The 21,889-nt window shown below is 58.3% G+C and carries 20 protein-coding genes and 1 pseudogene; 11 read left to right on the top strand and 10 right to left on the bottom strand.

The genetic code is table 11. The features are described from left to right. Positions 1–162 precede the first annotated feature (162 nt). From J2X72_RS24505 to J2X72_RS24470, 8 genes are all read left to right on the top strand, one after another. Positions 163–1,071: a LysR family transcriptional regulator gene (locus tag J2X72_RS24505; protein WP_310076256.1), complete on the top strand. Its 909-nt coding sequence runs from the start codon at positions 163–165 to the stop codon at positions 1,069–1,071. 118 nt (positions 1,072–1,189) lie between these two features. Continuing rightward, positions 1,190–2,350: an ABC transporter substrate-binding protein gene (locus J2X72_RS24500; RefSeq protein WP_210005778.1), complete on the top strand. Its 1,161-nt coding sequence runs from the start codon at positions 1,190–1,192 to the stop codon at positions 2,348–2,350. Between the two features lie 188 nt (positions 2,351–2,538). Beyond that, positions 2,539–3,540: an ABC transporter ATP-binding protein gene (locus tag J2X72_RS24495; RefSeq protein ID WP_310076254.1), complete on the top strand. Its 1,002-nt coding sequence runs from the start codon at positions 2,539–2,541 to the stop codon at positions 3,538–3,540. Further along, positions 3,537–4,490, top strand: a complete 954-nt coding sequence (locus J2X72_RS24490; RefSeq protein ID WP_210005776.1) for an ABC transporter permease — start codon at positions 3,537–3,539, stop codon at positions 4,488–4,490. The genes J2X72_RS24495 and J2X72_RS24490 overlap by 4 nt, the downstream gene beginning before the upstream one ends. Continuing rightward, complete coding sequence (locus J2X72_RS24485) at positions 4,480–5,295, top strand: ABC transporter permease (RefSeq protein WP_310076251.1); 816 nt, start codon at positions 4,480–4,482, stop codon at positions 5,293–5,295. Before J2X72_RS24490 ends, J2X72_RS24485 begins: the two co-directional genes overlap by 11 nt. 16 nt (positions 5,296–5,311) lie before the next feature. Further along, positions 5,312–6,739, top strand: a complete 1,428-nt coding sequence (locus J2X72_RS24480) for a gamma-aminobutyraldehyde dehydrogenase (RefSeq protein ID WP_310076250.1) — start codon at positions 5,312–5,314, stop codon at positions 6,737–6,739. A gap of 64 nt (positions 6,740–6,803) precedes the next feature. Further along, complete coding sequence (locus tag J2X72_RS24475) at positions 6,804–7,409, top strand: sulfite oxidase-like oxidoreductase (protein ID WP_310076248.1); 606 nt, start codon at positions 6,804–6,806, stop codon at positions 7,407–7,409. 3 nt (positions 7,410–7,412) lie between these two features. Next, positions 7,413–8,162 (top strand): ferredoxin reductase, encoded by a 750-nt coding sequence (locus J2X72_RS24470; RefSeq protein ID WP_210005772.1) that lies wholly within the window; start codon positions 7,413–7,415, stop codon positions 8,160–8,162. Between the two features lie 2 nt (positions 8,163–8,164). On the opposite strand, the gene J2X72_RS24465 is transcribed toward J2X72_RS24470, so the two are convergent. From J2X72_RS24465 to gcl, 9 genes are all read right to left on the bottom strand, one after another. Then, entirely contained in the window at positions 8,165–8,983 is an 819-nt protein-coding gene (locus tag J2X72_RS24465) for a carbohydrate ABC transporter permease (protein WP_210005770.1), read from the bottom strand. 11 nt (positions 8,984–8,994) lie between these two features. Beyond that, the gene (locus J2X72_RS24460; RefSeq protein ID WP_310076269.1) at positions 8,995–9,900 is read right to left on the bottom strand and encodes a sugar ABC transporter permease; all 906 of its coding nucleotides are present in this window, start codon (positions 9,898–9,900) and stop codon (positions 8,995–8,997) included. Positions 9,901–9,930: 30 nt separating this feature from the next. Then, a complete protein-coding gene (locus J2X72_RS24455) occupies positions 9,931–11,253 on the bottom strand; it encodes an ABC transporter substrate-binding protein (RefSeq protein WP_405044776.1) in 1,323 nt (440 codons plus the stop codon). A 55-nt stretch (positions 11,254–11,308) separates the two neighbouring features. After that, the gene (locus J2X72_RS24450) at positions 11,309–11,968 is read right to left on the bottom strand and encodes a GntR family transcriptional regulator (RefSeq protein ID WP_210005764.1); all 660 of its coding nucleotides are present in this window, start codon (positions 11,966–11,968) and stop codon (positions 11,309–11,311) included. A 35-nt stretch (positions 11,969–12,003) separates the two neighbouring features. After that, positions 12,004–12,891: a dihydrodipicolinate synthase family protein gene (locus tag J2X72_RS24445; RefSeq protein ID WP_310076242.1), complete on the bottom strand. Its 888-nt coding sequence runs from the start codon at positions 12,889–12,891 to the stop codon at positions 12,004–12,006. Between the two features lie 88 nt (positions 12,892–12,979). Beyond that, on the bottom strand, positions 12,980–13,915 hold the full coding sequence (locus tag J2X72_RS24440; protein ID WP_310076240.1) for a sugar kinase: 936 nt from the start codon (positions 13,913–13,915) through the stop codon (positions 12,980–12,982). Positions 13,916–14,197: 282 nt separating this feature from the next. After that, on the bottom strand, positions 14,198–15,082 hold the full coding sequence (locus J2X72_RS24435; RefSeq protein ID WP_210005758.1) for a 2-hydroxy-3-oxopropionate reductase: 885 nt from the start codon (positions 15,080–15,082) through the stop codon (positions 14,198–14,200). Positions 15,083–15,086: 4 nt separating this feature from the next. Further along, a complete protein-coding gene (gene hyi / locus J2X72_RS24430) occupies positions 15,087–15,902 on the bottom strand; it encodes a hydroxypyruvate isomerase (protein WP_210005755.1) in 816 nt (271 codons plus the stop codon). A 10-nt stretch (positions 15,903–15,912) separates the two neighbouring features. After that, a complete protein-coding gene (gcl, locus tag J2X72_RS24425; protein WP_310076238.1) occupies positions 15,913–17,697 on the bottom strand; it encodes a glyoxylate carboligase in 1,785 nt (594 codons plus the stop codon). A 145-nt stretch (positions 17,698–17,842) separates the two neighbouring features. Here gcl and J2X72_RS24420 point away from each other — a divergent pair, with 145 nt between their 5' ends. Next, the gene (locus J2X72_RS24420; protein WP_405044775.1) at positions 17,843–18,694 is read left to right on the top strand and encodes an IclR family transcriptional regulator; all 852 of its coding nucleotides are present in this window, start codon (positions 17,843–17,845) and stop codon (positions 18,692–18,694) included. 21 nt (positions 18,695–18,715) lie between these two features. Here J2X72_RS24420 and J2X72_RS24415 read toward each other — a convergent pair whose 3' ends face one another. After that, positions 18,716–19,702, bottom strand: a complete 987-nt coding sequence (locus tag J2X72_RS24415; protein ID WP_210005749.1) for a bile acid:sodium symporter family protein — start codon at positions 19,700–19,702, stop codon at positions 18,716–18,718. Between the two features lie 373 nt (positions 19,703–20,075). On the opposite strand from J2X72_RS24415, the gene J2X72_RS24410 reads away from it, so the two are divergent. Continuing rightward, complete coding sequence (locus J2X72_RS24410; RefSeq protein ID WP_310076236.1) at positions 20,076–21,095, top strand: 2-dehydropantoate 2-reductase; 1,020 nt, start codon at positions 20,076–20,078, stop codon at positions 21,093–21,095. A 165-nt stretch (positions 21,096–21,260) separates the two neighbouring features. After that, positions 21,261–21,889 (top strand): annotated as a pseudogene (locus J2X72_RS24405) (NAD(P)(+) transhydrogenase (Re/Si-specific) subunit alpha); the annotation flags it as partial.

Raw genomic sequence — 21,889 nt, 5'->3', positions numbered from 1 at the left:
AAAACCGTCGCCAAAGTTGCAAACGGCACGACCTCCCAGCGCGCTCCCCCACTTCTTGCTCCTATTTATAATATTATAATATCATTAACAATCGGCAATATTAAACAACAGCCTTTTCGGCCACAGCTTGCCAACCTGCGCACCCCTCTATTAACTCGGCGAATGGCATTCACCATCAGGCAATTGCAGTATTTCGTCGCCGTCGCGGAACAGGGCTCCATCACCCGCGCCGCACAAAATCTGTCGATTTCGCAATCATCCATTACCGAGGCAATAAGGGAACTTGAAAGTGATCTCGGCGTCGAACTTTTCGAACGTCATCCACGCGGCCTCGATATCACCTATAACGGCCACCAGTTTCTCCGCCATGCGACGAAGATCCTCGCCGATGTCTCAGATGCAAGACGCTCGTTTTCCGAAGAAGTGCCAAAGCAGGCGGGCAAGCTGCACCTCGGTGTAACATCGCTCGTCGCAGGATATGTCCTTTCGGACCTTCTCGCCCGCTTCCGCCGCGCATCTCCCGGGGTCGAGGTCAGCGCCATAGAAGATAATGGCTCCTATCTGGAACATCTGCTGGTGGGCGGTGAACTCGATGTGGCGGTCATGGTCATATCCAATCTCCGTGATCGCATGGCTCTGCAGGCGGAAATTATCGAGACCTCACCCTACAGATTGTGGCTGCCACTCGGTCATCCGTTGGTCAGCGCGGATATCATCTCGATCAACGATATCGCCAGGGAGCCGCTTATCATGCTGACCGTCGACGAAATCGAGGAGAACACCGGCAAACTCCTGACTGCCCTGGGCGCGCGTCCGCATGTCGCCTTCCGCACCCGCTCGGTTGAGGCCGTCCGCAGTCTCGTCGCCACCGGCGCCGGGATCGCACTGTTGCCCGATCTCGTCTACCGTCCGTGGTCGCTTGAAGGCGATCGCATCGAAAGCCGCGATGTATCCGGTGCGCTCCCCGTAGTGCAGGTCGGCATGGTCTGGCGCAAGGGTTCCAGCCTGCCCCAGGCCGCCCGGGATTTCGTCGGTATAGCCGAAGCCCTGCGCAGCGGCCGAAACCGCTGATATCGGAATTTCCGATACCAACCTTCTGATAAATGAATTTGCGAATACGGAGAAATCAAGGCACTTTTCTTACCGGGAACATATGCCCTGAAACCAGGGCCCAAACGGGAGAATTGAGATGAAGCAGTTTTTGAAATCCTGCACTGCACTTACGCTTTCCCTCGCATTCACCACGCAGGTCCTCGCCCAGGAAGCGCTGAAAGAAATCGGCAAGGGAGAAGGCGAAGTCTCCATCGTTGCGTGGCCCGGATATATCGAACGCGGCGACACCGACAAGGCCTATGATTGGGTCACGGGATTCGAAAAGGAGACCGGCTGCAAGGTCAGCGTCAAGACTGCTGCAACATCCGACGAAATGGTCGCGCTCATGAACGAAGGCGACTTCGATCTCGTTACGGCATCTGGCGATGCGTCGCTGCGTCTCGTTGCCGGCAAGCGCGTTCAGCCGATCAATACGGACCTTATCAAAAGCTGGAAGACGCTCGACGAACGCATGCAGAATGCGCCCTGGCACACCGTCAAGGACGTTCATTATGGCGTGCCTTACGTATGGGGTCCGAACGTTCTGATGTACAACACCGAAGCGTTCAAGGATAAGGCGCCGACCAGCTGGAACGTGGTGTTCGAGGAAATGACCTTGCCTGATGGCAAGTCGAACAAGGGTCGCATTCAGGCCTATGACGGGCCGATCCATATTGCCGACGCCGCCAACTATCTGATGGCCCACAAGCCTGAGCTTGGCATCAAAAGCCCGTACGAACTCAACGAAGACCAGTACAAGGCAGCGCTCGATATCCTGCGGGTGCAGCGGACGCTCGCCGGCCGCTACTGGCACGATGCCATGATCCAGGTGGATGATTTCAAGAATGAAGGCGTTGTCGCTTCCGGCTCATGGCCGTTCCAGGTGAACCTGTTGAAGGCCGAGAAAAAGCCCATCGCCTCGGTCGTCCCTGAAGAAGGCGCAACGGGTTGGGCCGACACAACCATGCTGCACGTCGACAGCAAGCATCCGAACTGTGCCTATATGTGGATGGAACATTCGCTTTCACCCAAGGTTCAGGGTGACGTCTCGGCTTGGTTCGGCGCCAATCCTTCGGTTGGAGCAGCCTGCAAGGGCAACGAACTCTTGACCGACGAGGGTTGCGCGACAAACGGCTATAACGACTTCGACAAGATCAAGTTCTGGAGAACGCCAGTATCCAAGTGCGAAACCCAGAGCGAATGCGTACCGTATCATCGCTGGGTGTCCGATTATATCGGCGTGATCGGCGGGCGCTAGATTTCGCGGCTAGGCTTCCAGCCCTCCCCCTTGTGGGGAGAGAGGCTGCGAACCAGCAGAGGGGTCTTTTGAAGCCCCCCTGAACTGGTTGCGTTGTTGAGATTTCAGAAGCCCCCTCCCCGGACCTGCGGTCCGTCCCTCCCCACAAGGGGGAGGGTTAGGGTGGTGCATTACCCCGGAGCAAAGCCATGACCGCTGCTGTGCTGTTCGAAAACGTATCGCGTCATTTCGGTGCTGTGCGCGCCGTGGACGCTGTCGATCTCGCGGTTGCGGAAGGTGAGTTTTTTGCCATGCTTGGCCCTTCCGGCTCGGGCAAGACCACTTGCCTGCGGCTGATGGCAGGATTTGAACAGCCTACAGCCGGACATATCGAGATTTTCGGCGAGACCGCCGAAGGTGTGCCGCCCTACCGCCGCAGCGTCAACACGGTCTTTCAGGATTACGCGCTGTTCCCCCACTTAAGTATCCTGGACAACGTCGCCTATGGTCTCATGGTCAAGGGCGTCGCCAGGGAAGAAAGGCGCAAAGCGGCGGAAGACGCGCTGGCCATGGTCAAACTGCCCGGATACGGCGTGCGTCGGCCCGGCCAGCTTTCCGGGGGGCAACGCCAGCGTGTGGCGCTCGCTCGGGCTCTCGTCAACAAGCCGAAAGTCCTGCTCCTGGACGAGCCGCTCGGCGCGCTCGATCTGAAGTTGCGCGAGCAGATGCAGGAGGAACTCAAATCCTTGCAGAAGTCCCTCGGCATCACCTTTGTTTTCGTCACCCATGATCAAGGTGAAGCTCTGTCGATGGCGGATCGCATCGCTGTATTCAACGATGGCAGAATTCAGCAGCTCGGGACGCCGGAAGAGGTCTACAAGCAGCCGCGAACACGTTTCGTCGCCGATTTCGTCGGTTCGTCGAATATCCTGCCACCCGAGTTCGTTGCACAGCTGGGTGCGGCGGCGCAATTTGCCAGTTTGCGGCCTGAGGCGATCGCTCTGAACCAAAGTGGCAACGGCAGGCTCGTCGTCGATGGCACTGTTCTGTCGCGCAGCTTCCTTGGTGCGGCAAACCGCGTTCTGGTCAATGTCAACGGCATCAGGATCAATGTCATGAGCCCGGCTGCCACTTCAATTCCCGCCGAAGGCGACCCGGTGAAGTTGAGCTTCGACCGCGCCGACCTGCACCTGATGGAGGCAGCGTCATGAGCGCCATCGCTCAACAACACGCGATCCAGACCGGGCGTGGCAGCTTCGCAGGGCGTGTCTCGGACTTTCTCTGGAAACACCCCCACGTGTTTCTCACCATTCTGCTCGGCCCGCCGCTGCTTTGGCTCGGCATCATCTATCTCGGCTCCTTGCTCGCCCTGCTGCTGCAGAGCTTCTTTTCGATCGACGATTATTCCGGCCTCATCAACTACGAATTCACGCTTGCCACTTACAGGCAGCTCTTGAACGATGCCAATTTCGACATCATCATCCGCACCATATTGATGGCTGCGATCGTGACCTTGTTTTCGGCGGTCATCGCTTTTCCGATCGCCTACTACGCCGCCCGTTACGCCAGGGGAAAATGGAAGGCCATCTTCTATCTCGGCGTCATGCTGCCGCTGTGGTCCAGCTATCTCGTCAAGATTTACGCGTGGAAACTCATCCTCGCCAAGGAAGGTATTCTCACCTGGCTCGTGACCAAGCTGAACCTTCTCTGGTTGCTGGACGCGTGGCTCTCGCTCCCTGTCATCGGCGGCAACTCCCTGTCGGTGAGTTATACGGGCACCTTCATCGTCTTCGTCTACGTCTGGATGCCGTTCATGATCCTGCCCATCCAGGCAGCACTGGAACGTGTCCCGACCAATCTCATCGAGGCATCATCCGATCTCGGTGGAACGCCGCAACAGACGTTCCGTCATGTGCTGTTTCCCCTTGCGCTTCCCGGTATTGTCGCGGGATCGATCTTCACGTTTTCGCTGACGCTTGGCGACTATATCATTCCGCAAATCATTGGCTCATCGCGACTGTTCATCGGCCAGGCGGTGTATGCCCAGCAGGGCACGGCAGGGAATATCCCACTGGCGGCTGCCTTCACCGTCGTGCCGATCATCATCATGGGCTTGTACTTGTGGATGGCGCGGCGAATGGGAGCCTTCGATGCGCTCTGACAAATCCACATCCGCTCCCCTTGGCCTGAAGCTCGCTGCCGCTGGCGGGCTCCTGTTCCTGCATCTACCGCTGCTGTCGATCTTTCTCTACGCTTTCACCACGGAGGAGAAGAGTTATCAGTTTCCGCCGCCCGGCCTCACTCTTAAATGGTTTGCGGTGACGTGGGAGCGGGCCGATGTCTGGCAGGCGCTGTCGCTATCGGTGCGTGTCGCTTCGATCTCGACGATCATCGCTCTGGTGCTCGGCACGCTCTGCGCCGCCGCAGTCAGCCAGACGCGTTTCTTCGGACGCGAGACGATATCTCTTCTTGTGATCCTGCCGATCGCCCTGCCCGGCATCATTACCGGCATAGCCCTGCGCTCGGCCTTCAGCCTGGCGGATATCCCATTTTCCTTCTGGACCATCGTGCTCGGTCACGCGACTTTCTGTATCGTCGTTGTCTACAACAATGCCGTCGCGCGCTTCCGCCGTGTGTCGGGTTCTCTGATGGAAGCCTCGATGGATCTCGGCGCCAATGGCTTCCAGACATTTCGCTACATCATCCTGCCAAACATCGGTACCGCGCTGCTGGCCGGCGGAATGCTCGCCTTCGCGCTTTCCTTCGATGAGGTCATCGTCACCACCTTCACCGGCGGACAGCAATCCACGCTGCCCATATGGATGTTGCAGGAATTGATCCGCCCGCGCCAACGACCCGTGACCAATGTGGTGGCCGTGGTCGTGGTGATCGTCACTTTCCTGCCGATCCTCGGCGCCTACTACCTCACACGCGACGGCGATCAGATCGCCGGCTCAGGCAAATAACATGGGAGAACATGTCATGGACACAAAACTGCTGATCGGTTCAAAGTTCGAGGCCGGAACGGAAGCGGAGGAGCATGTGCTCAACCCGAAGACCGGCGCCAAGATCATCGACCTCGCCGAGGCCTCTCATGGCCAGATCGATGCCGCCGTCGATGCGGCGGAACGTGCCTTCTCCGCTTGGTCCCGCACTACTCCTGCCGAACGTTCCGGGTACCTGCTCAAGATCGCAGACGCGATCGAGAAACATGCGGATGATTTCGCTGCGCTTGAGGCCTTGAATTGCGGGAAGCCTATCAACGCGGTGCGCAATGACGAGATGCCAGCGATTATCGATTGCTGGCGTTTTTTCGCCGGCGCGGTGCGCACCCTCACCTCGCCGGTGGCAGGTGAATATCTGCCGGGCCACACCTCCATGATCCGGCGCGATGCCATCGGCATTGTTGGTTCTATCGCGCCGTGGAATTACCCGTTGATGATGATGGCGTGGAAACTGGCGCCTGCGATCGCCGGCGGCAATACGGTCGTGTTCAAGCCGTCCGAGCAGACGCCGCTGACCGCGTTGAAAATGGCGCGCCTGCTGGCGGATATTCTTCCCGAGGGCGTCGTCAACGTTATTCTCGGACGCGGCGAAACCGTCGGCAACGCGCTGATCAACCATCCAAAGATCGGCATGGTTTCGATCACCGGCGATATCGCCACTGGCAAGAAAGTCCTGCAAGCTGCGGCAAAAACCGTCAAGCGCACGCATCTCGAATTAGGCGGCAAAGCCCCTGTGATCGTTTATAACGATGCCGATCTCGAGGCCGTGGTCAACGGTATCCGTACTTTCGGCTACTACAACGCCGGGCAGGATTGCACCGCTGCCTGCCGCATCTATGCGCAGGACGGTATCTACGAAAAGCTCGTCGCTGACCTCACCTCCGCCGTTTCCACCATTCGATACAATGATGCCGATGACACGGTCAACGAAATCGGTCCGCTGATTTCCGGCCGTCAGCGCGATCGTGTTGCGAGTTTCGTCGAGCGGGCGACCGAGCAGAAGCACATAGAGATTACTACCGGCGGCGGCGCAGGGAGCAAGGATGGCTTCTTCTTCCAGCCGACCGTGGTCGCCGGCGCGACGCAGGAGGATGAGATCGTCCGCCGCGAGGTGTTCGGTCCGGTCGTTTCGGTCACGCGCTTCAAAGATGATGACCAAGCCGTCACCTGGGCCAATGACAGTGACTACGGCCTGGCCTCTTCGGTGTGGACACAGGATATCTCCAAGGCGATGAAAGCCGCATCGCGCCTGCAATATGGTTGCACGTGGATCAATACGCACTTCATGCTGACCAATGAAATGCCCCACGGTGGTGTCAAGCAATCAGGCTACGGCAAGGACATGTCGGTCTATGCGCTGGAAGATTACACTGCCGTGCGCCACATCATGATCAACCATGGTTGACCGGGTCCGGTCTTGGCCGCGGCAGTCCTTTGTGGTTGTATAAGGTGCTAGGAGTTTTATCACCATGACGACACGCGGCTTTACTGGCCGGCGCCAACCGCCTGAGATCACAGACCGCATCCCGCCAGGTCAAACGCTGACCGAGGACTTTCCCGTCCTGTCGGCGGGCCCGACGCCGCGCGTGCGGACCGAAGACTGGTCCTTAACGCTCAAGGATGGGCCAAAGCCGCTGATCAGTTGGAATTGGGCCGAATTCAATGCGTTGCCACAGACGAAGTTCACCCGGGATATCCATTGCGTCACCGCCTGGTCGAAGCTGGATACACCATGGCAGGGCGTTTTGATCGACGATATTTTCGCCGAGGCCGGTATCGAACCACCGACCGAGTTTGCCCTCGCCCATTCCTTCGATGGCTATTCGACCAACGTGCCCGTCAAAGATCTGGTCGGCGGCAAGGCGATGATCGCCACCTTTTACAATGGCCAGCCCCTGACGGCCGATCATGGCGGCCCGGCGCGATTGCTCGTTCCGCATCTTTACTTCTGGAAATCGGCGAAGTGGATCAACGGCCTGCAATTCACCAAGCGTGACGAACCGGGATTCTGGGAGTTGCGCGGCTATCACATCTATGGCGATCCGTGGCGCGAACAACGCTACACTGGCGATTGAGGCATGTCAGATCAGATACCCGCAACAAAGGCGGAATGGCAGCGCGCAACCATCACCGAAATCGTCAGGCAGACCCCGCGTGTCGTCAGCTTCTTCCTCCAGCCATCCCAGCCCTTCGCTTACCGGCCGGGGCAGCACGTGGATGTCCGGTTAAGCGCGCCGGACGGCTATCAAGCGCAGCGCAGCTATTCGATTGCCTCGACACCGGAGCAGGGCGAGATCATCGAACTCGCCATTGAAAGACTGGAGGATGGCGAAGTATCGGCCTTCTTCCACGAGGTCGCTGCGATCGGCGATGAGATCGAGCTTCGCGGTCCGATCGGCGGGCATTTCATCTGGACCGTCGAGGATGGCGCGCCAATTCTCTTGATCGGCGGCGGCTCCGGTGTGGCGCCGCTCATTTCGATGGTCCGTCACCGTGCTGCCCAGCAGTCGCCGGCGCCTATCCTCCTGCTCTATTCCGCCCGAACGTCGGACGAACTGATCTTCCATGACGAACTGCAGATGTTCAATCAGTCTGGCAACGGCTTCGATCTGGTCTTGACGTTGACGCGCGAGCCAGCATCGCAGGAGAGCGATTACACGCGGCGTATCGACCCGGCAATGATTCTGGATGTCCTCGCTCGTATGCCTTCGCAGCCCAAAGAAGTCTTCGTCTGCGGATCGAACGCCTTCGTCAATGCCGCGGCCGACGCACTGATCGGCGCGGATGTGCCCGCCGCCATCATCCGCACCGAACGCTACGGCGTATAGGCCTATTTCACCGCGCCAGCGGTGAGCCCCGCAATGATCTGACGTTGAGCGAAGACGGTGAGCAACAGCACCGGCAATGTCACCACGAAGGCTGCCGCCGCAAGTGGTCCCCAACTGACCTGCTCGAACGAGAGCATGTTGTAGACTGCAACGGGCAGCGTTCGCGTTTCGCGGCTGGCCAGCACGATGCCAAAGACGAAATTGTTCCAGGAGAAGATAACCGCAAGGATCAGCGCCACAACAACGCCCGGCTTGGCGATCGGCAGCGCCACGAGACGGAACACCTGCCACGAGGTCGCGCCATCGATCATCGCCGCTTCTTCAAGTTCGATCGGTGTCGTCTCGAAATAGCCGATCATGATCCAGATGACGATAGGCACCGTCACCACGAGATGGATGATGATCTGCGGCCAGAGCGTACCGAGCAGGCCCAGCGTCTGGAACAGCAGGAACAGCGGGATCAGATAGGAAAGGCCCGGCGTCATGCGTGCAATCATGATGACGATCGCGGACTTGTCCGCTTTCAACCTTGCGATGCCGTAGCCGGCAGGCACACCAACGAGCAGCGCGAGGATTGTCGCAGTCCCTGTCACGAGAAGGCTGTTCCAGAAATAATGCAGGAAGTCATTGGCGGCGAAGATATCGCTGTAGTTCGACCAGGCAAACTGTTCCGGAATGAAGATCGGCGGATAGGCGCCGTTGTCTATCTCGTATTTCAACGAGAGTGACAGCATCCACAAGAAGAAGAAAATTGCGGGCGACACGATAACGACGACGATGAAGGCGGTGCCAGACCATTTCAGCAGGTTGCGAAGCAGCATTTTCCCGGCCCTCAGCTGTTCCACTTGGTCCGCTGGCGCAGATGCAGCAGCGCAAGCGACATGGTGATGATGACGATGAAAAAGACGACGGCGATGGCCGAACCATAGCCGATGTCGTAGTAGGCGAAGGCGACATTGTAGAGATAGATATTGATCGTTTCCGATGCTGTACCCGGCCCGCCTTGCGTCATGGCGAAGATGATGTCGAAGCTTTTCAAGGCATCGATGGAACGGATGATCACAGCCACCATCATGAATGGCAGGATCATCGGAAAGGTGATGTAGCGGAATTTTTGCCAGCCATTCGCCCCGTCGATCTCCGCGCTCTCGAATGGGTCGCGGGGCATGGCAGCTAGGCCGCCAAGCACAATCAGCATGACCAGCGGTGTCCATTGCCATGTCTCGACCAGCACCAGCGAAGGGATCACCGTGTTCTGGTTGAATATCCACTCCTGCGGGCCGATACCGATCAGCGATAGCAGATAGTTGAGAACTCCCAGTTGCGGATGAAACATCATCGTCCAGACGAGGGCGACCGCAACGGGTGTCGCCATCATCGGCATGACGAATATACCGCGCAAAAGCCCGCGCATCGGCAACTTGCTGTCGAAGACCAGCGCTGCAATCGTGCCGAGAAACAGCGGTGCCACGACGGACAGGACGGTGTAGACCACCGTATGGCCCATCGATTGCCAGAAGCGAGCGTCGCCTGCGAGCCGTACAAAATTGGCAAAGCCGACGAAGCTCTTTTCTCCGCCAAGATGCCACTCATTGACACTCATCCACAGGGTGAACACCCACGGAAAAACAATCACCGCCACGACGATGACCAGCGCCGGGATAACGAACGGCCAATAGCTCGGCGTAAACCGGCCATCGCCGTTCTTGACCTTTTCACTTTGCTGATCATTGGTCATGGTCGAGGCGGTAATTGTCATGCTGCTACGCTACGCTTCGCTTTTTTCCAGGATCGGGCGGAATTCTTCCGTGGCACGCTTCATTTCCGCTGCCGGATCGGCGCCGCCAATGACATTGGTCAAGGCGACACCCATCACGTCACGGAATTCGGTAACCGGTACGATGACTGGCAGGCAAAGCTGGCTCACCTTTGCGGATTCTGAAAGCACGCTTGCCCACTCGGCTGGCATGGTGACGCCTTTCAGGATTTCCGGGTCGTTGAGCACCGAATTACGGAAGGGAACGCCGGAGCCGGACTGAAGCAGACGCGCGCCCATCTCCTTCGAAATCGCCCACTGGCAATATAGGTAGGCTGCTTCTTTCTTCGATGAGCCTTCGGTAACGCCGATCCCGTCGCCGAATGTCGGGGCGGCCTGTGCGCCGGGGCCCTTCGGCATGACGCCGTAACCGACCTTGCCGACAACACGCGACTTTTTGGGATCCTCCAGCGGCGGCGCAAAGCCGATACCATCCATCCACATGCCAACCTTGCCCTGCAGGAAGCTCGACTGGCACTCGGCCCAGTTGAACCCTGTCACGCCGGGCGGCGCGGATTTGGTCATCAGACGCTGGTAGAGTTTGGCGGCCTCGATGGATTCCGGCGTGTCCGATTGCAGTTTCCCGTCCATCACGGTGCTCTTGCCATAGCCGAGCATAAAGCTTGCCCATACCGGCGTATTGGCGTTTTTCATACCGCGCGCAACGAACCCATAGGTGCCGGCGTCCTTGTCGGTCAGCTTTTCAGCGGCAGCGACAAGTTCCTCAAACGTTTTCGGGTATTCGATGCCCTTGGTGGCGAACAGATCCTTGTTCCAGTAAATGATCCAATAATCCACCGAGAAGGGAAGCCCGCCAAAGCGGCCATTCTTATCCTTGGCAAAATCGAGACCCGCCTGCGCAAAATCGCTCTCGGTCAAAGAAGCCTCGGTGAGGCTCGGATCCTTCAGGAACGGCGTCAGATCGGCGAGCCATCCAGCTTTCTCAAACTGACGTTTCTGCACGTGATAGCTGATATGGATGACATCGAAGCTTGGCTTGCCGGATGTGAGCTCGATGACCGCCTTCTGGCGCTGCTGCTGCTCGGGCGTCTGTTCGGCATTGACCTTGATCCCTGTCAGCTCTTCGAATTCTTTCTGGTATTTCTGCAGGATATCACCGCGCGGGCTCTTGATCAGATTGACCTCAAGCGTCGTACCCGCATATTTCTTCCAGTCGACGGCGGCAAATGCCGGCCTCAGGCCGGTGATGCTCGCTGCACCGAGTGCCGCCGACCCGGCCAGGAACTGGCGCCGCGTCGGTTTGACGAAGTTCATGCTCATTGTTTCCTCCTCTTGTGACTCTGCACGGCAACTCCCATTGCCGATGTTTCTAAAGTTTGAGTGCCAAATTCCTCGCATTGCTGATGTGCACGGCCATCGCATCCATTGCCGTCTGCGGATCGCGGGTTTCGATCGCCGTGAGGATGGCCAGATGCTCGCGCATGACCGGGACGACGCGGCCCGTGATGCGGAAACGCTCCTGGTTGATCAGGCGCATCTTGATCGCATTGATCCGGTAGGCCCTGCCGATAATCCCGTTCTCAAGAGAATCGATTATCGTTTCGTGCAGGTTCCAGTCGATCGTCTGAGCGCGCAATTCGAGCTCGGGCGTCTCCTTGCCTTGCAGCGCCTCCTCGAGGGTATCTTCATGCTCCTTGCGTAGCCGGGCCAATAGTTCATCGGATGCCGAAACGCAGAAGAGTGCAATTGCTTCCTTTTCCATGAACAGGCGGAACTGGAAGGCCTCACGGATCAGATTGAGATCGATATGCGCAATCTGGATGCCACGCTGCGGAATCGTCTTCACCAACCCCTCGGCTTCAAGGCGAGGCACAAGTTCGCGAATGGCTCCAAGCGGCATACCGGTCATTGCAACAAGCTGACGCTGCGAAACGAATTGCCCCGGATTGATATCACGGGCAAGAAGATGCTCCGTGAAGCTCGCATAGGCCTTCTCTCGCAGCCTCACCGGCTCGTTACCATCATCCATGCCCGTCCTCCCGACTCGTATCGCTTCCCCCATTATTACGCGGCAGCTGCCACAAACAAGCGGTCGAAGATGCCGGTCAGTCGCTTGTAGTCCAAATCCGATAGGGCCTGCAGCGGCGCGCGTGCCCGGCGCCACCCATCATCGCCGGCGTGGTAGGCGACCAAGGCCTTGACCCCCGGGGTGACCGGAAATTTCAAGAGCTCATTGACCGCCTCGATCATCGCCGGATCGTCGCGGCCTTCATTGACCATTGGCAAAAGACGGTCCGCGTAGAGATTTGCCATGCCGGAAATCGCACCCTGCCCGCCGAGGCGAACACCGGCGGAAAGTGAGCGTTCGTCACCGATAAGAATTGCCAGATCATTGTGCTTTGCCAGCAGCTTTTCGGTAAAGGCCCAGTTTCCGGATGAGTCCTTCACACCGGAAACGACTTTAGGGAAACCTTCGCGCAGACGACTGACAAGTTCGACTGAAATTTCAACGGCGGTAACGGAAGGAATATTGTAAAGGAAAATGTCTCTCGCCCCCGAACCGATCTCCTCAAAGACCGACGAAAACCAGACGAACAGCCCGTCGTCGCTGACATTCTTGAAATAGGACGGAGGAGCGAGCAATACGCCACGGCAACCCGCGTCGAGCGCATGGCGCGACTGGACGGCCGCGTCGACATAAGAGTTGGCCATGACGCCGACAACAATCTGCTTCGGTCCTATCCCGGCGTCGAGAAACGCCTGGATAATGACTCCCCGCTCCTCATCACCGATCGAGGAGCCCTCGCCTGTCGTTCCGAATAGTGTCACGCTGCTGCAGCCGCTGCTCAGGCAGTGACGCGCGTGCTTAACGGCCTTCGCCACATCGATACGCATCTCGGCATCGAACGGCGTGGTTAGGGCGGCGGACAGCCCAAATCGATCTCGAGCCACTTGTTTCTCCATGTCGTTTACGACTAGATACGTACTAACATGTCAGTTAAAAGTCAACAAGAACGCACTGACTTTTTACAGTGAGGCTTTAGTCGTCAGGATGTTGGGAAAGAAGCGCGTCGACTTCGGATTTCTCCGGCGCGCCGGCCCGGCCGCCAAAGCGGGAACATTTGATCGCGGCGGCAGCGCTGGCAAAGCGCATGATCTGGTATATCGGATAGCCGCGCGCGAGGCCAAAGGCGAATGCCCCGTGGAAAACATCGCCCGCCGCAAGCGTGTCCACAGCCTCCACGGGGAAGGCCGGCATGTGACGGACTTCGCCTTCCAGATCGTCGTACCAGAAGGAGCCCTTGTCGCCGCCGGTCACAGCGATGAATTCGCCGTCACGGCCATAAAGTGCTGCAAGAGCAACGGCTGCCCGTTCCGGGTCACTTTCACCCGTCACCTTCTCCGCCGCCGGCTCGGAGGCGACGATATGCGAAGCCAGCGGCATCAGCATTTCCAGCGTATCAAGCGAAGCAGTGTCAGCGTCGAGGACGCCGTGGACGCCAGCCTGCCGTGCCGCCTTGAGCGCTTGCGCAGCGGCCAGCGGCCAGCGTACATCTGTCATGACGACGTCGTAGGTGCCATCGGAGATCGGCGGCATTGTTTCTGGTGCGGACAAGAGCTCCGGATCGTAGTAAGGCACGATCATCCGTTCACCCACGGCATCGACGAAGATGGTTGAGAAAGCTGAACGAGCGCCTTCGATGCGCCGAACGTGAGAACAGTCCACGCCCTCGGCAGTCAGTTCCTCGATCACCCGCCGGCCGATATCGTCCGGCCCGACGGACGCCCAGAGCGAAACATCGCCGCCAAGGCGGGCGATACTTGTGGCGGCACTCGACGCCATGCCTGCGGCAATTTCGATCGCTTCGAGCGGAATGAATTTGCCGGGCCCCGGCGGCAACCGGTCGAGCCGGAAAATCGTATCCATGGTCAGCGCCCCGACACAGAGGATCCGCGGTGGTGTATTGCTCGCCATGGTTGAACTCTCGCCAGAACTGGGAAACGGGAGGCTATGGTGAGGGTCTTATCTTCTCAACACGCCTCATGGCAATTGCCCGGCGAAAATTGTCGGTGCCGAAATCCACAACTTGGGGATGAACGGGAAGATCATTACAGGTCAAAGCGGGTATCGTTTGGAAAGTCGCTGCGGCGAGCCGTGGGGCGTGGCTTTCGAGCACCGGAGCGCAGCGTACTTAAGTACGTGAGCACCGGAAGCACAGAAAATCGCGTCAGATGACCGCCGCAGTAGAGTTTCCGTTCAGGCGACCTGGTGATTGGCGATGCGTTCGAGCGCCTTTACCAGACCGGAATGATCGAGACCACTATCGCCGTTTGCGGCACAGCTGTTGAACAATTCCTGCGTCGAGGCGGTGTTAGGCAGTGAAACGCCCAGTGTTTTGGCACTTTGCAGCGCCAGATTGAGGTCTTTCTGGTGCAGCGATATGCGGAACCCGGGATCGAAAGTCCGCTTGATCATACGCTCGCCGTGCAGCTCCAGAATGCGGGAGGAGGCAAAGCCCCCCATCAGGGCTTCACGTACCCGAGCCGGGTCGGCGCCTGCTTTCGACGCCAATACAAGCGCCTCCGATATGGCTTCGATGGTCAGCGCAACGATGATCTGATTGGCGACCTTGGTCACCTGGCCGTCACCGCAATCACCGACCAAGGTTATGTTTTTGCCCAGCAATTTGAAGAGTGGCAAGGCGCGATCGAAAGCGCTCTGCTCGCCGCCTGCCATGATGCTCAGCGTTGCATTCTTAGCGCCAACCTCGCCGCCGGACACCGGCGCATCGATATATTCGCTGCCGGTTTCGCGGATTTTCTTGGCGAACTCCTTGGTATCGATAGGCGAAATCGAGCTCATGTCGATGACAAGCTTGCCGGACTTCAAGCCAAAGATCACGCCATTCTCGCCGAAGAGAACGTCCTTCACTTCCGGCGTATCCGGCAGCATCAGGATGATGATGTCGGTCCTTTCAGCCAGAGCCTTTGGGCTCTCGACAATCTTCAGGCCATTGTCGATAAGCTCCTGTTTCGGTTCAATGAAGAACTTCGACGTATAAACTTCGTGCCCGGCATCCTGTAGATGGCGCGCCATGGGTGTTCCCATGATACCAAGCCCGATAAAACCTATGTCCGCCATGTGGTCAGCTCCTCATCCTGATGATATCCGCGTGTTTTTGCGTTGTTGAAGCTTCGTTCAACCAGGCAAGGCCGCGTTGCGTTTCTGTTTTTGGTTTGTATTCGCAGCCAATCCAGCCATCATAGCCGGCCTGATCCAAAGCTTTGAAAATGAAGGGATAATTGATCTCGCCGGTACCGGGCTCATTGCGACCGGGATTATCGGCAAGCTGGACATGCGCGATCAATTCCTTGTGGCGCTCATAGGTGGCGACGAGTTCGCCGCGTGTGCGCTGCTGGTGGTAGAGATCGTACTGAACGAACAGATTATCGCTGCCGACTTCTGCGATAATCGAAGCGGCCTGCTCTACCGTGTTCAGGTAGAACCCCGGAATATCGTAGGTGTTGATCGGTTCAATCAACAGCCGAACGTCATATTTTGCAAGCTCTTGCGCAGCAAGCCTCAGATTATGGACGAAGGTGGAGCGCAAGACGTCATCGTTCAGTCCCGCCGGCGCAACACCTGCAAGGCAGTTGACCTGCTTGCAGCCGAGCGCCGTCGCATAGTCGATTGCCATGACGACGCCGCGCCGGAACTCATCGATGCGGTCGGGTAAGACGGCAATGCCGCGCTCGCCCGCTGCCCAGTTGCCGGCAGGCAGATTGTGCAACACCTGAACAAGCCCGTTATCGGAGAGTTCCTGCTTCAGTTCCGCGGCATTGTAGTCATAGGGAAAGAGGTATTCCACCGCCTCAAATCCGGCTTCGCTTGCCAGCGCAAAGCGTTCGAGAAACGGCACCTCATTGAAAAGCATCGTTAAATTGGCTGCAAATTTCGGCATGTTTTTCTCCTCAGTCGAGATACGCTGCAACTGCAGTTGGCGCATCTTCGGGCCGCTCCGCGAGTTCCTCGAACTCGACGACCGCGTTGATATCCATGCCCATTGCAATGTTGGTGACGCGTTCCAGAATGACTTCGATGACCACCGGCACTTGATGTTCATCCATCAGCGCCTTCGCATCTTCGAACGCTTCGGTGAACTGGTTAGGGCTGCGAACCCGGATGGCCTTGCAGCCGAGTCCTTCCGCGACAGCGACATGGTCAACGCCATAGCCCTTCTCCGCATCGCCGGAGGCGTTGATATTGTCGAAGGCCAGACTGACCTCGAAATCCATGTCGAAGCCACGCTGCGCCTGACGGATCAGGCCGAGATAGGAATTGTTCACGACAACATGCAGATAAGGCAGTTTATGCTGTGCCCCGACCGCAAGTTCCTCGATCATGAACTGGAAGTCATAATCGCCCGAGAGAGCGACGATCGGCCGGTGCGGATCGGCAGCACGCACGCCGAGCGCCGCCGGCAGGGTCCAGCCGAGCGGACCGGCCTGTCCGCAATTGATCCAGTTTCGCGGTTTATAGACGTTCAGGAACTGTGCCCCCGCGATCTGGCTGAGCCCGATCGTCGTCACATAGCAGGCGTCGCGACCGAACGCCTTGTTCATTTCTTCGTAAACGCGTTGCGGCTTCAGCGGCACCTGATCGAAATGCGTCTTGCGCAGCATCGTCCGTTTGCGCTCCTGGCATTCCTCCGCCCATGTTGACCAGTCGCGCAGTTTGCCTGCGGTTTTCCAGTCGGTCGCAACATCCAGAAAAAGCTTCAGCGCCTTTCCTGCATCGGACACGATGCCAAAATCCGGAGAGAAGACCCGGCCGATCTGCGTCGGCTCGATGTCAACATGGACGAACTTTCGCCCCTCCGTATACGTCGCAACATTGCCTGTGTGGCGATTGGCCCAGCGATTGCCAATTCCGAGCACGAAATCCGAGGCCAGCATCGTGGCATTGCCATAGCGGTGCGAGGTCTGCAGACCGCACATTCCGGCCATCAGCCGGTGATCATCGGGAATCGTCCCCCAGCCCATCAATGTGGGAATAACCGGAACGCCAGTAATCTCGGCAAACTCGACCAACAGATCGGAAGCGTCGGCATTGATGATACCGCCGCCGGCAACGATCAGCGGGCGCTCCGCCCCGTTGAGCATCGTCAGTGCCTTCTCAACCTGCGCCCGCGTGGCTGCCGGCTTGTAGGGTTCCAGGGGTTCATAGGTGTCGGGATCGAATTCGATCTCCGCCAGCTGCACATCGATCGGCAGATCGATCAGCACCGGACCCGGACGGCCCGAGCGCATGATATGGAAAGCCTTCTGGAAGACATAGGGCACAAGCCCCGGCTCCATCACGGTCACCGCCCACTTGGTCACGGGCTTGGCAATCGACGCGATATCGACCGCCTGAAAGTCTTCCTTGTCGAGCCGGGCGCGCGGCGCTTGCCCGGTGATGCACAGGATGGGAATGGAATCGGCGGACGCCGAATAAAGGCCGGTGATCATATCCGTTCCGGCCGGGCCCGAGGTACCGATACAGACGCCGATATTGCCGGCTTCGGCACGGGTATAACCCTCCGCCATATGCGAAGCGCCCTCGACGTGACGCGCCAGAATGTGGCGGACCGTGCCGCGTGCCCGCAGCGCCGAATAAAACGGATTGATGGCAGCCCCCGGAACGCCAAAGGCGCAATCGATCCCTTCCTTCTCCAGGATACGAACTGCCGCATCAACGGCACGCATTTTTGTCATGATCATTCCTCCAGATTTTGGTGGAACTGTAACCCAAAATTCGCATATATCAACCTATAATGGAAATTATTCTCATTCTGTGGAAATAATGACTTTCAATAAAACTGGATAAATCCGCTTTGCCGGTCTATGGCTGGATCGTGCCATGGGGTGGAACAAGGGAGCGATTGTGTCTGTTATCGAACCGGTCAAAGGCAAAAGGGGTCGCAAGGCTGCAGCGGACGCGGCGCCATCTTCGGTGCAGGTCCTCGACAGGAGCTTGAAACTTCTTGCTATCATCGCCGATCATGATGGCTCGGCGCTCTCCGAGCTTGCCGACCAGACCGGTCTCGCGCCTTCGACCATCCATCGCCTGCTGACGTCGTTGCAAAACCACGGCATGGTCGCCCATGATCCGGAAACGGGCGACTGGACTATCGGGGTCGAGGCTTTCGCCATCGGCAACGCGTTCCTGCGCTTCCGCAAGCTTGGCACGATCAGTCGCCGTTTCCTGAAGCGGCTGATGGAGGAATGCGGCGAAACCGCGAATATCGGCATCGAGGATGACGGCGATGTGGTGTTCATTTCACAGGTCGAAAGCCATGCGCCGATGCGTGCCTTTTACCGGCCCGGACGGCGTGGCCCCATTCATGCTTCTGGCATTGGCAAGGCCATCCTTTCCACGTGGTCCGACGCCGAAATTGGCCGGACCGTTGGCGGCAAGCAACTTGCCCATTTCACCGATCATACGCTGGACACGCTTCCGGCGCTCCTCAAGAACATTCAGGAGATCCGTTCGCGTGGCTGGTCGATAGATGATGAGGAACACACCCTCGGCATGCGCTGCATCGCCGCGCCCATCTTCAACGAGCATGGCGAAGCCATCGCTGGAATGTCGATTTCAGGCCCTGCCGTGCGGCTACCGAGGGAAAAGCTGATCGTGCTCGGTCCGGTTATCCGCGAGGCGGCTGATGAGCTGACGCGGGCCATGGGCGGCAAGCGGCCGGAAGAGCTCTAAGCGGCCGATCTCGAGCAAATGTCACAATACCGCAGCGGCTTTTTCCCGAATGTTTGCACTGGCATAGTGGCGGGCGATAACAGCGCAAACGATCAGCTGTATCTGATGGAAAAGCATAATTGGCAGGATGATGCTGCCAATGGCCTGCCCCGCAAACAGAACATTGGCGATGGGAACGCCGCTTGCGAGACTTTTCTTTGACCCGCAAAATGTGATCGCGATCTCGTCCGGTCTGGAGAAGCCGAGCAAGCGGCTGCCAAACATCGTAACCGCGAGGACGATCGCCAGGATTACGATATCGATCGCCAGCAGAATGCCCAGATCGTGCAAGGACGTGGTCTGCCACAATCCTTCATTTACGGACGCGCTGAACGCCGAATACACGACCATAAGAATTGATCCCCGGTCGACCGGCATGAGAATTTTATTCTTGCTTCTGATGAAATTGCCGATCAACGGCTGCAGGATCTGGCCTAGCACGAACGGCGCAAGCAACTGCAGCAAAATCGACTGCAGGGCGTCTAGAGAGAAACCGGAATGCCCGCTGGCGCTGAGCAAGACGCCGGCCAGCAACGGCGTTAGGAACATCCCGAAAATGTTCGATGCCGAGGCCGCGCAGATTGCCGCCGGAACATTCCCCCCTGCCATCGATGTAAATGCGATGGAGGACTGGACCGTGGAAGGCAAGACGCAAAGAAAGATTATCCCGGCGTAGAACGACGGCGACAAGATTTCGGGAACGAGAAAGCTTGTGGTCAATCCCAACAAGGGAAACAGGACGAACGTGGCTGCCAGAATAACTATGTGCAGTTTCCAGTGCAGAAGGCCTGCTACGACGACGTCGCGCGATAGCCTTGCACCATGCAGGAAAAAGAGAAGTCCGATCGCAACCTTTGTCGCCAATCCAAAGTAATCCGCGGCGATGCCGCCGATCGGCAGGAATGATGCGAAAACCACCGTCGATACAAGCAGCAGGGTGAAGGTATCCGGCAGAAAACGTGACTTCATTTATTATTCCGAAATGGCGTATTTGCGGGCGTTGGGAGAGCGCCCGGAATGCAATGGAGAGACACCCCAATGATATAGGACATGTATCATGGTCCACGCTGCGGTGTTTTGCCACCCGCAAGAGCGGCTTGCCCTTGCTCGCAAGGCATTTCCCTCGCGTCTTTCTCGTCGAATCCTCTTTGCACTCCCGTGGGCAGGATTGACATCCGGGATTTTCTTGGGATTATGTATACCACAGATCAGAAAGACAGATGCCTTTGGTGCATGTCTGCCTGTCGGTAAAGTCACTGGGCTGGAGCAAGTGACAAGAACAGATCCCTGACGATCAAATGGGGACAGAACGATCCAGAAAGGGCGAGCAGGAGGAACACAAATGAAGATCTGCATTTACGGCGCCGGCGCGATCGGTGGTTATATGGCAGTGATGCTCAAGCGCGGTGGCGCCGACGTCTCTATCGTTGCCAGGGGTGCGCATCTCGACGCGATCCGGCAAAACGGATTGAAACTCCTCATGGACGGTGCGGAAATCATCGAGCTCATGCCTGCTACCAGCAAGCCGGGCGAGCTGGGCGTTCAGGATTATGTGATCGTCACGCTGAAAGCGCACCAGGCGTGGCAGGTTGCCGGGGACATGACGCCGCTTCTGGGTAAGGACACTGCAGTGGTGACAGCCCAGAACGGACTTCCCTGGTGGTATTTTCATGGTCTGGGTCCGAGCGTGGCCGGTCTCAGGCTGCAGAGCGTCGATCCGGATAACCGTCAGTGGAATGCGATTGGACCCGAGCGGGTCATCGGCGCCACCGTTTATCCCGCCACGGAAATCGCTGGTCCCGGCGTCATCAAGCACATTTACGGCAATCAATTTGGTCTCGGCGAACCGGATTGCAGCGACAGCGAACGGGTTAGCCGCTTGGCAGCTGTAATGGAGGCTGGCGGTTTGAAAACACGTTTCTATGACGACATCCGCAATGACATCTGGGTGAAGCTTTGGGGCAATCTTTGCTTTAATCCGATTTCCGCGTTGACGGGTGCGACGCTCGACATCGTCGCCACCGACCCGGGTACACGGGCGCTGGCGCGCAACATGATGCTCGAGGCCCAGGCTATCGGCGAAAAGTTCGGCGCGACATTCAGGGTCGATGTCGAGCGCCGCATTGATGGCGCGGCGGGCGTTGGCGCGCACCGCACGTCCATGCTGCAGGATGTCGACAAGGGCCGCGCGATCGAACTCGACGCGCTTTTGACATCCGTGCAGGAGATGGGCCGGCTTTGCGACGTGGAAACGCCCTATATCGACAGCGTGCTTGCGCTTGCCCAGCAGATGGGACGCGTGAGGGGGCTCTATCCGACCTTCCCCGAAGTGGCGGAGGCGAGGCTTGTCATGGCATCGTGACGCACTCCGTTCGCCTTTTTCAAAGAATATCGAGGCGTAGTTGCTCTAGTGCAGAACAACGCCATCTGCAGGCCGTCGGAACTTGAATACCAACAGCCCTAGCCGCGCTGGTCTTGTTACGGGATCACTGGCTTTGTTGTGTTTAACTTGCTTGGGGGTGAGAGCTTGGCTCAGACACTGTTCATACCGAAAGAGATCGACGAGCCGCGGGTTGGCGGTTCGCCGGAGACGGTCAAGAAGCTGACAGCCCTCGGCTTTGCGGTTGTCGTCGAGGCGGGCGCGGGCGTTGCCTCGCGCATACCGGATGGCGAGTTTGTCGCGGCGGGGGCTGTGATCGGCAAGGCCGGCGATGTCGCCAGGGCCGATGTGGTGCTGAAGGTGCGCCGGCCGTCACCGGCCGAGCTCAAGGCTTACAGGAAGGGTGCTGTCGTCATCGCCATGCTCGACCCTTACGGCAACGATGCGGCGGTCAAGGCGCTGGCCGATGCGGGGGTGACGGCCTTCACGATGGAACTCATGCCGCGCATCACGCGGGCGCAGGTCATGGACGTTCTGTCGAGCCAGGCCAATCTTGCCGGCTATCAGGCGGTGATCGATGCGGCTTGCGAATATGACCGCGCGCTTCCGATGATGATGACGGCGGCCGGCACCGTGCCCGCCGCCAAGGTGTTCATCATGGGCGTCGGTGTTGCCGGGCTCCAGGCGATAGCCACGGCGCGCCGGCTTGGCGCGGTGGTGACGGCAACCGATGTGCGTCCGGCGGTCAAGGAACAGGTCGCCTCGCTCGGCGCCAA

Origin of the sequence: Phyllobacterium sp. 1468 (assembly GCF_031455525.1) — a bacterium.
Taxonomy (GTDB): Bacteria; Pseudomonadota; Alphaproteobacteria; order Rhizobiales; family Rhizobiaceae; genus Phyllobacterium.
This window is presented reverse-complemented; position numbering and strand designations above follow the sequence as displayed.

Bases quoted from the DNA above. Each gene is read 5' to 3' on its own strand.
- J2X72_RS24505 (WP_310076256.1), top strand. From the start codon at position 163: ATGGCATTCACCATCAGGCAATTGCAGTATTTCGTCGCCGTCGCGGAA.
- J2X72_RS24500 (WP_210005778.1), top strand. From the start codon at position 1,190: ATGAAGCAGTTTTTGAAATCCTGCACTGCACTTACGCTTTCCCTCGCA.
- J2X72_RS24495 (WP_310076254.1), top strand. From the start codon at position 2,539: ATGACCGCTGCTGTGCTGTTCGAAAACGTATCGCGTCATTTCGGTGCT.
- J2X72_RS24490 (WP_210005776.1), top strand. From the start codon at position 3,537: ATGAGCGCCATCGCTCAACAACACGCGATCCAGACCGGGCGTGGCAGC.
- J2X72_RS24485 (WP_310076251.1), top strand. From the start codon at position 4,480: ATGCGCTCTGACAAATCCACATCCGCTCCCCTTGGCCTGAAGCTCGCT.
- J2X72_RS24480 (WP_310076250.1), top strand. From the start codon at position 5,312: ATGGACACAAAACTGCTGATCGGTTCAAAGTTCGAGGCCGGAACGGAA.
- J2X72_RS24475 (WP_310076248.1), top strand. From the start codon at position 6,804: ATGACGACACGCGGCTTTACTGGCCGGCGCCAACCGCCTGAGATCACA.
- J2X72_RS24470 (WP_210005772.1), top strand. From the start codon at position 7,413: ATGTCAGATCAGATACCCGCAACAAAGGCGGAATGGCAGCGCGCAACC.
- J2X72_RS24465 (WP_210005770.1), bottom strand. From the start codon at position 8,983: ATGCTGCTTCGCAACCTGCTGAAATGGTCTGGCACCGCCTTCATCGTC.
- J2X72_RS24460 (WP_310076269.1), bottom strand. From the start codon at position 9,900: ATGACCAATGATCAGCAAAGTGAAAAGGTCAAGAACGGCGATGGCCGG.
- J2X72_RS24455 (WP_405044776.1), bottom strand. From the start codon at position 11,253: ATGAACTTCGTCAAACCGACGCGGCGCCAGTTCCTGGCCGGGTCGGCG.
- J2X72_RS24450 (WP_210005764.1), bottom strand. From the start codon at position 11,968: ATGGATGATGGTAACGAGCCGGTGAGGCTGCGAGAGAAGGCCTATGCG.
- J2X72_RS24440 (WP_310076240.1), bottom strand. From the start codon at position 13,915: ATGGCGAGCAATACACCACCGCGGATCCTCTGTGTCGGGGCGCTGACC.
- J2X72_RS24435 (WP_210005758.1), bottom strand. From the start codon at position 15,082: ATGGCGGACATAGGTTTTATCGGGCTTGGTATCATGGGAACACCCATG.
- hyi (WP_210005755.1), bottom strand. From the start codon at position 15,902: ATGCCGAAATTTGCAGCCAATTTAACGATGCTTTTCAATGAGGTGCCG.
- gcl (WP_310076238.1), bottom strand. From the start codon at position 17,697: ATGACAAAAATGCGTGCCGTTGATGCGGCAGTTCGTATCCTGGAGAAG.
- J2X72_RS24420 (WP_405044775.1), top strand. From the start codon at position 17,843: ATGGGGTGGAACAAGGGAGCGATTGTGTCTGTTATCGAACCGGTCAAA.
- J2X72_RS24415 (WP_210005749.1), bottom strand. From the start codon at position 19,702: ATGAAGTCACGTTTTCTGCCGGATACCTTCACCCTGCTGCTTGTATCG.
- J2X72_RS24410 (WP_310076236.1), top strand. From the start codon at position 20,076: ATGAAGATCTGCATTTACGGCGCCGGCGCGATCGGTGGTTATATGGCA.